The organism is Pseudoxanthobacter sp., from assembly GCF_036822375.1.
Classification (GTDB): Bacteria; Pseudomonadota; Alphaproteobacteria; order Rhizobiales; family Segnochrobactraceae; genus Pseudoxanthobacter.
In genome coordinates, this window is record NZ_DAISHT010000154.1 from 1 (window position 1) to 8,866 (window position 8,866).

The window sequence follows — 8,866 nt, forward strand, 5'->3', positions numbered from 1 at the left end:
ACAGCGCATAGGCGAGGTAGCGCTCTTCGAGCGCCTCGCGCAGATCGACCGGTTCGATGGAACCGCCGGACGGAATCAGATCTTTTGCCATGTCTTCGGGGATAAGGCGCGGCTGCGACAACGGCAAGAACCGGCTGCCTGCGCGGCAAACACGCCGCCGGCACCGTTGCAGCCATCACACGCCCGGCGGCCTCACTGGGTGGCGACGCATCGTTTCGCCGTGCCGGGCGTAACCGCGCCGGTGGCATAATCGAACGTCGTCTCGGTCTCGATCGTCGGCGTCAGCCCGTTCTTCGTGATGGAGGCGATCTTCGGGCAGGTCTTCTTGGTCGCCGTCTCGCTACTCATGGCCCAGAACACCGCCTGGCCGGCCCCGAAGCGGATGTCCTCATCCGAATAGCCGCCGGAATAGACCGCCTTGCGGGCCTTCAGGTCGTAAATCACGAGATCGCGGTCCGGTCCGGTGCCGGAATCGATCAGCAGATACGGGCCTTCCAGCCGGAGCAGAAAGAAGGGATCGGCATCGTCGCCCTTCTGCCGGCCGACCACGAAATCGCCCTTCGCCGCGCGGGTCGAACAGACCGGCGACTGGCCGGCGGTCTTGTCGCGCACGATGTAGCTGTTGCCCAAGCTGTCGCGGTGCGGCAGCTCGACGACGAGATAATCGGCATTCTCGGTGCAGACCGGACGGGTGGCCGCCTGCGCACTGCTTCCCGGCACGGCGCTGCCTGCCAGCGCACCCGCTGCCAGAAGCACGCCTGTCGCCAGAAGTCCGCTTGCCGAAAACCTGCCCGTCATGCCCCGTTCTCCCCGTTGGCCAAGGGCTGCGAGCATAGCAGGTGGCCGGGCGGGAGCCAGCGGCGTTTCAGAAATCGCCGCGGCCCGGTCCGCCGCCGGCCGCTTCGGCGCGGCGCAGGGCCGACAGAAACAGGCTGCGGGCCTCCGGCAGGCCTTCGTCGCGCTCGCCCGCCATGTGCAGCCGCAGAAAATGGCCGGTCAGCTGCAGCCCCTCGGCCACGTCGTCGGCATCGGGCGGGCGGTTCATGCCGGAATCGGTGAGAAAACGCGGCAGCGGCAGCAGCCGGTCCAGCCACGGTTCCGCCGCCTGCCGGCACACCGCCCGGCCGGTGCGCGGCGACACATGGGTAAGCCCCTCCTCCGCGCCGGTCACGGCACAGCGCACGAGGTCCAGCCCGAAGCCCTGTTCTTCCAGAAAGGCGAGTTCGAAGCGCACCAGCAGCGGCCCGGCCAGTGCCGGATCGCTGACATGGTCCATCACCAGCGCAAAGAGCTGGTAGAGCGCGGGGTGGGGATCGCGCTCCGGCAACCGCGCCATGTGGGCGGTCAGCGTGGCGGCGGCAAAGCTGGCCACCGCGCTTTCCATGAGCGCGGCAGCGCGGGAGACCAGCGGCTCGATGCGGTAGAGCCCGAGCTGCTCGTCGAGCCGGGCGCGCCATACGCAGTCGACCGTGTTGCCGGGCTGCAGCACCGGCTGCATCCGCCGCGAGCGGGCAGAGCGCACCAGCCCGGCGTGGCGGCCGTGGGCCGCCGTCATCAGGTCCACCACCGCCGCGCTTTCGCCGGTCGGGCGCACCCTCAGCACGATGCCCTCGTCGCGCCACTCCATCGGCCCGCCCCTCGCGAAACGACGCTCAGTCGGGGAATTCCAGCCCCATCTCGCGATAGCGTTCCGGATCGTCCGACCAGCTGTCGCGCACCTTCACGAACAGGAACAGATGAACCGGCCGCTCCAGAATCGCCTGAATTTCCGTGCGCGAGGCCTGCGAGATTGCCTTGATGGCCTGCCCGCCCTTGCCGAGCACGATCTTCTTCTGGCTCTCGCGCTCCACGAAAATCGTCTGCTCGATGCGCACCGCGCCGTCCTTCAGCTCCTTCCACTGCTCGGTTTCGACCGTGGAGGCGTAGGGCAGCTCCTCGTGCAGCCGCAGCATCATCTTCTCGCGCGTGATCTCGGCGGCAAGCTGGCGCATCGGCAGATCGGAGATCTGGTCTTCGGGATAGAGCCAGGGCCCCGGCTGCACGCTGGCAGCGAAATAATCGAGCACATCCCCGACACCGCTGCCGGTGACAGAGGAAATCATGAAGGTGCGCTCGAACTTCGCCTGTTCGTTCAGTGCCTGCGCCAGTTCCAGCAGGGTGTCGCGGCGCACCAGATCGATCTTGGTCAGGATCAGCACCTTCGGCTGGCGCACTTCGTCCAGCGTCTTCAGGATCGCCTCGACTTCCTCGTCGATGCCCTTGCGCGAATCGACCAGCACCCCGACCAGATCGGCATCCTTGGCCCCGCCCCACGCCGTGGTGACCATGGCGCGGTCGAGCCGCCGGCGCGGCCGGAAGATGCCGGGCGTGTCGACGAAGATGATCTGCGCCTCGTCCTTCAGCGCAATGCCGCGCACCAGCGCGCGGGTGGTCTGCACCTTGTGGGTGACGATGGAGACCTTCGCCCCCACCAGCGCATTGAGCAGGGTGGACTTGCCCGCATTCGGCGCGCCGATCAGCGCCACGAAGCCGCAGCGCGGGTCCGCCGGGGCGCCCTCGCCGGCCGGCAGGTTGGTGTCGTCAGCCGCCATGGTTGTCCTCCGACCAGATTCCTTCGCGCACCAGAAGGGCGGTTGCCGCCACCTGCTCGGCCTCGCGTTTCGATTTGCCGCGCCCCTCCGCCGGGGCCAGCCCTTCCAGCGACACCAGAATGGTGAACACCGGGGCATGATCCGGGCCGCTGCGCCCGACCGCCTGATAGACCGGCGTGGGCAGGCCGCGGCCCTGCGCCCATTCCTGCAGCGTGGTCTTGGCATCGCGCGGGGCCTTCACCGCCTCGCGCATGCGCGCGCCCCACAGCCGCTGCACGGCGGCCCGCGCCGCCTCGAAGCCGGCGTCGAGATAGAGCGCGGCCAGCACCGCTTCGCAGACATCGCCCAGAATGGCGACCTTGCGCCGCCCGCCGCCCTGCGCCTCGCCGGTGCCCACCAGCATCGCCTGATCGAGGCCCAGTTCGATGGCGACCTCGGCGCACGTCTCGCGCCGCACGAGCTGGTTCAGCCGGCGCGCCAGATCGCCCTCGTCGGCGGTCGTGTAGGTGGCATGCAGCATTTCCGCCACCGCCAGCCCCAGCACGCGGTCGCCGAGGAATTCCAGCCTCTGATAGCTTTCGGCCACGGCATTGTGGCCGGCAACCGCACTCGGGTGCGTCAGCGCCCGGGTGATGAGCCGGCGGTCGGAGAAGTGGTGGCCAAGGGCCTTTTCCAGCGCCGCCAGCCGGCGTTCCTGCAACTGAATCATAGCAGCTTGAAAATCCGGCCCCAGCGCACGTCGGTCGGCCATTTCCAGACCTGCCAGGCGCCCTGATCGCCGTCGATGGAGAAGAAGATCATCCGCGCCTTGCCGACCAGATTCTCGAACGGCACATAGCCGACATGGTCCAGAACGCGGCTGTCGGAGGAGTTGTCGCGATTGTCGCCCATCATGAAATAATGGCCGGGCGGCACGACATAGACCTGCGTGTTGTCCCACGATCCGTTGGGATCGAGGTCCAGCACATCGTAACTGACGCCGTTGGGCAGCGTCTCGCGGAAGCGCGGGATCTGCCGTTCGATGCCGAACTGGTCGCGATCCTCGAAGAAGCCGTCCGCCACCTTCGGCACCGCGACATCGTTGATGTAGAGCACGCCGTCGCGCATCTGAATGCGGTCGCCGGGCAGGCCGATGACGCGCTTGATGTAGTCGGTGGAATTGTCGGTCGGCAGTTTGAAGACCACCACGTCGCCGCGCTGCGGCTCCGAGGCCAGCACCCGCCCCTCGAACGGCACGATGCCGAAGGGGAACGAGTAGCGGCTGAAGCCGTAGGAATATTTCGACACGAAGATGTAATCGCCGATCAGCAGCGTATCCATCATCGAGCCGGACGGGATGTTGAACGGCTGGAACAGGAATGTCCGCACCACCAGCGCCAGCACAAGCGCCTGCAGCACGATCTTGGCGGTATCCCAGAGCCCGCCCTTTGTTTCCGTCTTCTGCGTTGCCAACGGTCCACTCGCCGGTTTTTGTTGCGTCACGGCCCTGAAGTCCGCCCTGTCAGAAAATGGCCCCGCCACCGGGCGGGCTTTCGGGCCTGTGCCCGGGTGTTTCTGGCACCGCGGCCAGCCGGTTAATGCTCTAGCGCGCTTTGCAGGCCAAGGGAAAGGCCCCTTCAGCGCCGGGGCCAGTCCTGCGGCCACGCACTGATAACGACGAAGGCCTGCGCCAGCGGTGCATCGTCGGTCATGGTCAGGTCGATGCGGGCCACGAAGCCCGGCGGCGTCATCGCCGCAAGCCGTTCCGCCGCCCCGCCGGTGAGCACCATGGTCGGCTGCCCGCTCGGCCGGTTGACGACGCCCATCTCGCGCCACGCCACACCCATGCGCAGCCCGGTGCCCAGCGCCTTGGAACACGCCTCCTTGGCCGCCCAGCGCTTGGCATAGGAGGCCGCCCGCAGCGTTCGGCCATCGGACTTCGCCTGCTCCACGGTCGTGAACACCCGGTCCGTAAAGCGGGTGCCGAAGCGCGCCAGCGTTGCCTCGATGCGGCGGATGTCGATGAGGTCCGACCCGATACCGATGATCATGACCGGCCCTCCCCGCCCCCGGCAACCGCCGGCCGCCCCGATCCATGCGCGACGGATGCAGCATCGCCGGAAGCATGGTCGCCGGATGCATGGTCGTCCGGCGCGCGCGCGGCGGCCGCTTCCTTCTGTTCCTGGCGCAGTTCCGCCCGCACCTGTGCGGAGGCCGCCTCGCGCTTCAGCGCCAGCCGCTCCTCCTGCCGCCGGCGGAAGACGTTGACGGCAAACCGCGTCGCCGCATAGGCCGTGAACGCGCAGGCGAGCCCGATCGGCAGCGAGCCGACCAGCATCGGTTCGATGACCGGCCACACATCGCGCAGCGAATAGGTCGTGAGCCGGGCGGCCAGATCGGCGGGATGGAAGCCGCTGAGGTCCGGGGCCCGCCCGAAGCCATATTCGAGGATCCACCGCCCGAGCTGCCAGGTGGAAGCCCAGATGATGGGAAAGGTGATCGGATTGCCGAACCACGTGGCCAGCACCGCGGCAATCACGTTGCCGCCGAGCGCCCATGTGATGGCGGAAGCCAGCAGAATGTGCAGTCCCAGCAGCGGCGTGCACGAAATGAACACCCCCGCCGCCGTGCCCACCGCAATGGCATGCGGCGTGGCGCGCAGGCGCAGGATGCGCTTCGCCATATAATAGAACGACCGGCGCCACGAGCGCGCCGGCCAGAGGGCGACGCGCGCGCGCTGCTGCCATGTCAGCGGATGGCGGCGGCGGAACAGCAAGGTGCCCCCTTACCCGCTCAGACCAGACCGCGGCTGCCGGGCTTGACCGCCGGCAGGGCGGCCAGTTCCGGCGGCAGCGCATCGGCCGGATAGGCCGGCACCTCGTATTGGGCCAGCGCCACCAGCGGCACGCCCACATCGGCCTTGCCGGCCGAGCGGTCGATAAGGCAGGCGGCCGCCGCCACCTCAAGCCCGATGGCGCGCACCGCCTCCACCGTCTCGCGGATGGAAAGGCCGGTGGTCACGATATCCTCGACGATGACGACGCGGGCGCCCTTCTCCACCTCGAAGCGGCGCAGGCGGAACCTGCCGTCCTCGCGCTCCACCCAAACCGCCGGCACGCCCAGATGGCGGGCAGTCTCGTAGGCCGGAATGATGCCGCCGACAGCCGGGCCGACGAGATAGTCGACCGGACCCGGCACCTCGGCGCGGATGCGCTCCGCCAGCGCCCGGCACAGCGTTTCCGTGGCCGCCGGATGCATGAACACCCGCGCCTTCTGCAGGAACACCGGGCTGCGCAGGCCGGAACTCAGGATGAAATGCCCCTCCAGAATCGCCCCGCAGGACCGGAAGACGGAGAGAACCTCATCGCGCGTCATGCCCATGGTCATCTGTCTCTTGTTGTTTCGTCCGGTCAGCCGTTGACGCGCACGACGTTGGTCACGGTCGGCAGCCCGCGCACCTGCGAGATGATGCGGTTGAGGTGCTTCAGGTCGAACACCTCAAGATCGATCATCATGTCGTGGGCATCGGAGCCTTTGCGCATCATCTTGATATTGTCGATGTTGCCCAGCGTCTCGCCGACAGCGCGGGCGATATTGGCCAGCGATCCGGGCTCGTTGATGGCAGAAACCATCATGCGGGCCGGAAAACGCTCGCTGGAGGCGGGATCGATCTCCCAGCGCACGTCCACCCAGCGGTCCGGCTCGTCGTCGAACGCCTTCAGGCTCGGCGACTGGATCGGATAGATGGTCACGCCCTCGCCCGGCGTCAGGATGCCGACGATGCGGTCGCCCGGCACGGCGCCGCCATCGGGGGCAAAGCGCACCGGCAGGTCGCCCTCAAGCCCGCGGATGGGCAGCGAGGTTTTCTCGCTGTCGCCCGTCGCCGCCTTCGCCGCCACCCGCCCGGCCGCCTCGCCCGGCGTCTGATAATCCGGGTAGATCGCCTTCAGCACATCGTCGGAATTGGCCTCGCCGCGCCCGACGGCGGCCAGCAGGTCCGCCATGTTGGAATGGCCGAGGCGGGAGACCGCCCCTTCCAGAAGGTCGGCCGACAGCGCACGGTCGGCGCGCTCGAACGCCCGCTCCAGAATGTGCCGCCCAAGGCCGCCATACTGGCGCCGCACCGCCTCGCGCGTGGCCCGGCGGATGGCCGCCCGCGCCTTGCCGGTGATGGCGATCTGCTCCCACGCCGCCGGCGGCGTCTGCGCCTTGGAGCGCACGATTTCCACCTCGTCGCCGTTTGCCAGCGTCGTCATCAGCGGCATCACCCGGCCGTTGATCTTGCAGCCGACGCAGGTGTTGCCGACATCGGTGTGCACCGCATAGGCAAAATCGATCGGCGTCGCCCCGCGCGGCAGGGCAATCAGCCGGCCCTTGGGGGTGAAGCAGAACACCTGATCGTGGAACAGCTCCAGCTTGGTGTTCTCAAGGAATTCTTCCGGGGTATCGCCCTCGCTGAGAAGGTCGATGGTGCGCCGCAGCCATTCATAGGCGCGGCTTTCCTCGGTCACCTTGGTGATATTGCGCCCGCCCGTCTTGCCATCCTTATAGAGGGCATGGGCGGCAATGCCGTATTCGGCCAGCCGGTGCATTTCCGGCGTGCGGATCTGCAGTTCCACGCGCTGGCGCGAGGGGCCGACCACGGTGGTGTGAAGCGAGCGGTAATCGTTCTGCTTCGGGGTGGAGATATAGTCCTTGAAGCGGCCCGGCACGCTCGGCCAGGTGGTGTGCACCACGCCCAGAGCGGCGTAGCAGTCCTCCACCTCCGGCACGAGAATGCGGAAGCCGTAGATGTCCGACAGCTGCTCGAAGGCCACGGACTTGCGCTGCATCTTGGAGAAGATCGAATAGGGCCGCTTCTGCCGCCCCTTCACTTCCGCTTGCAGACCATGCTCGGCGAGACGGCGCGTCAGGTCCGCCTCGATCTCGCCGATCAGGCCTTCGTTGCGCTTCGACAGCGCCTCCAGCCGTTCGGCGATGGTGGCGGCCGCCTCCGGGTTGAGGTTGCGGAAGGACAGCTCCTCCAGCTCCTCGCGCATCGCCTGCATGCCCATGCGCCCGGCCAGCGGGGCATAGATATCCATCGTTTCTTCGGCGATGCGGCGGCGCTTGTCCACGGGCACGAAATGCAGCGTGCGCATGTTGTGCAGCCGGTCGGCGAGCTTGACGAGCAGCACGCGCACGTCATCGGCCACCGCAAGCAGCAGCTTGCGGAAGTTCTCCGCCTGCTTGGCCTTGCGGGTGATGAGATCGAGCCGCTTGATCTTGGTCAGGCCGTCGACGAGCTTGCCGATCTCCTCGCCGAACATCTGGTCGATTTCGGCGCGGGTGGCGTCGGTATCCTCGATGGTGTCGTGCAGCAGGGCAACGGCGATGGTGGCATCGTCGAGCCGCATGCCGGTGAGGATGGCGGCCACTTCCAGCGGATGGGAAATGTAGGGATCGCCGGAGGCACGCTTCTGCGCGCCGTGCTTCTGCATGGCGTAGACATACGCCTTGTTCAGCAGCGCCTCGTCGGCATTCGGGTTGTAGCGCGTGACCCGCTCGACGAGTTCATATTGCCGCATCATGCCTCAAGCGCCCCTCCGGAAGCCCCGCCCCGCCCGCACCCGCAAAGACCTGAGGAAACGGGGCGGACCCGGCCGGCCGGCGGGCACCGGGCGCTTCCCGGCCCGCGCTTACGGCCGCATTCCTCTCAGCAAAGAAAACCGAACCGGCATGCCAGACCGGGCCTGTGCCAGACCGGGCCCCATGCAGAACGGGGCCCCGTGCCGGACAGGGTCCGGGCCGGGCAAGGCACACGCAAGCCTCCGCAGAAAGCAGCCACCGGCAGGGCCGGCGCGCCCGCAGAGGTTCAGCAATGCCCGATTCGCGGCCACCCGGACAGGGATGGCCGCGGCCCCGGCCTCAGATTTCCTCGGTTTTTTCCGGCGGCACCAGTCCTTCCAGCGCCTTCAGGAGGTCTTCTTCGGAAATACGGTCGAACGACGGATCGGAATCGTCATCGCTTTCCGCAGCAGAAGAGGCCACCAGCGGCACGACTTCGGCTTCCGGCTCGTCGACTTCAACATATTTCTGCAGCGAGTGGATCAGATCTTCCTTAAGATCATCCGGCTGCACCATTTCGTCGGCGATTTCACGCAGCGCGACGACGGGATTCTTGTCGTTATCACGGTCGATCGTCAGGGGCGAACCGCTCGAAATCATGCGCGAGCGGTGGCTGGCGAGGAGAACCAGCTCGAACCGATTGTCGACCTTGTCGATACAATCCTCGACGGTCACACGGGCCATCGGTT

At 67.4% G+C, this 8,866-nt stretch carries 10 protein-coding genes; all 10 read right to left on the reverse strand.

Annotated features, from left to right (window positions below; all coding sequences use genetic code 11):
• Window positions 1–192 precede the first annotated feature (192 nt).
• Complete coding sequence (locus V7067_RS13110; RefSeq protein ID WP_334176349.1) at window positions 193–798, reverse strand: hypothetical protein; 606 nt, start codon at window positions 796–798, stop codon at window positions 193–195.
• A gap of 67 nt (window positions 799–865) precedes the next feature.
• The gene (gene recO / locus V7067_RS13115; protein WP_334176350.1) at window positions 866–1,627 is read right to left on the reverse strand and encodes a DNA repair protein RecO; all 762 of its coding nucleotides are present in this window, start codon (window positions 1,625–1,627) and stop codon (window positions 866–868) included.
• A 25-nt stretch (window positions 1,628–1,652) separates the two neighbouring features.
• Window positions 1,653–2,591: a GTPase Era gene (era, locus tag V7067_RS13120; protein ID WP_334176351.1), complete on the reverse strand. Its 939-nt coding sequence runs from the start codon at window positions 2,589–2,591 to the stop codon at window positions 1,653–1,655.
• Window positions 2,581–3,300 (reverse strand): ribonuclease III, encoded by a 720-nt coding sequence (gene rnc / locus V7067_RS13125; protein ID WP_334176352.1) that lies wholly within the window; start codon window positions 3,298–3,300, stop codon window positions 2,581–2,583. Before rnc ends, era begins: the two co-directional genes overlap by 11 nt.
• A complete protein-coding gene (gene lepB, locus V7067_RS13130; RefSeq protein WP_334176353.1) occupies window positions 3,297–4,043 on the reverse strand; it encodes a signal peptidase I in 747 nt (248 codons plus the stop codon). Before lepB ends, rnc begins: the two co-directional genes overlap by 4 nt.
• Before the next feature lie 164 nt (window positions 4,044–4,207).
• On the reverse strand, window positions 4,208–4,621 hold the full coding sequence (gene acpS, locus V7067_RS13135) for a holo-ACP synthase (protein WP_334176354.1): 414 nt from the start codon (window positions 4,619–4,621) through the stop codon (window positions 4,208–4,210).
• The gene (locus V7067_RS13140) at window positions 4,618–5,346 is read right to left on the reverse strand and encodes a DUF2062 domain-containing protein (RefSeq protein ID WP_334176355.1); all 729 of its coding nucleotides are present in this window, start codon (window positions 5,344–5,346) and stop codon (window positions 4,618–4,620) included. The genes acpS and V7067_RS13140 overlap by 4 nt, the downstream gene beginning before the upstream one ends.
• Before the next feature lie 17 nt (window positions 5,347–5,363).
• Window positions 5,364–5,945, reverse strand: a complete 582-nt coding sequence (gene pyrE / locus V7067_RS13145; protein ID WP_334176357.1) for an orotate phosphoribosyltransferase — start codon at window positions 5,943–5,945, stop codon at window positions 5,364–5,366.
• A 35-nt stretch (window positions 5,946–5,980) separates the two neighbouring features.
• The gene (locus tag V7067_RS13150) at window positions 5,981–8,140 is read right to left on the reverse strand and encodes a bifunctional (p)ppGpp synthetase/guanosine-3',5'-bis(diphosphate) 3'-pyrophosphohydrolase (protein ID WP_334176356.1); all 2,160 of its coding nucleotides are present in this window, start codon (window positions 8,138–8,140) and stop codon (window positions 5,981–5,983) included.
• A 337-nt stretch (window positions 8,141–8,477) separates the two neighbouring features.
• The gene (gene rpoZ / locus V7067_RS13155) at window positions 8,478–8,861 is read right to left on the reverse strand and encodes a DNA-directed RNA polymerase subunit omega (RefSeq protein ID WP_334176358.1); all 384 of its coding nucleotides are present in this window, start codon (window positions 8,859–8,861) and stop codon (window positions 8,478–8,480) included.
• Between the last annotated feature and the right edge of the window lie 5 nt (window positions 8,862–8,866).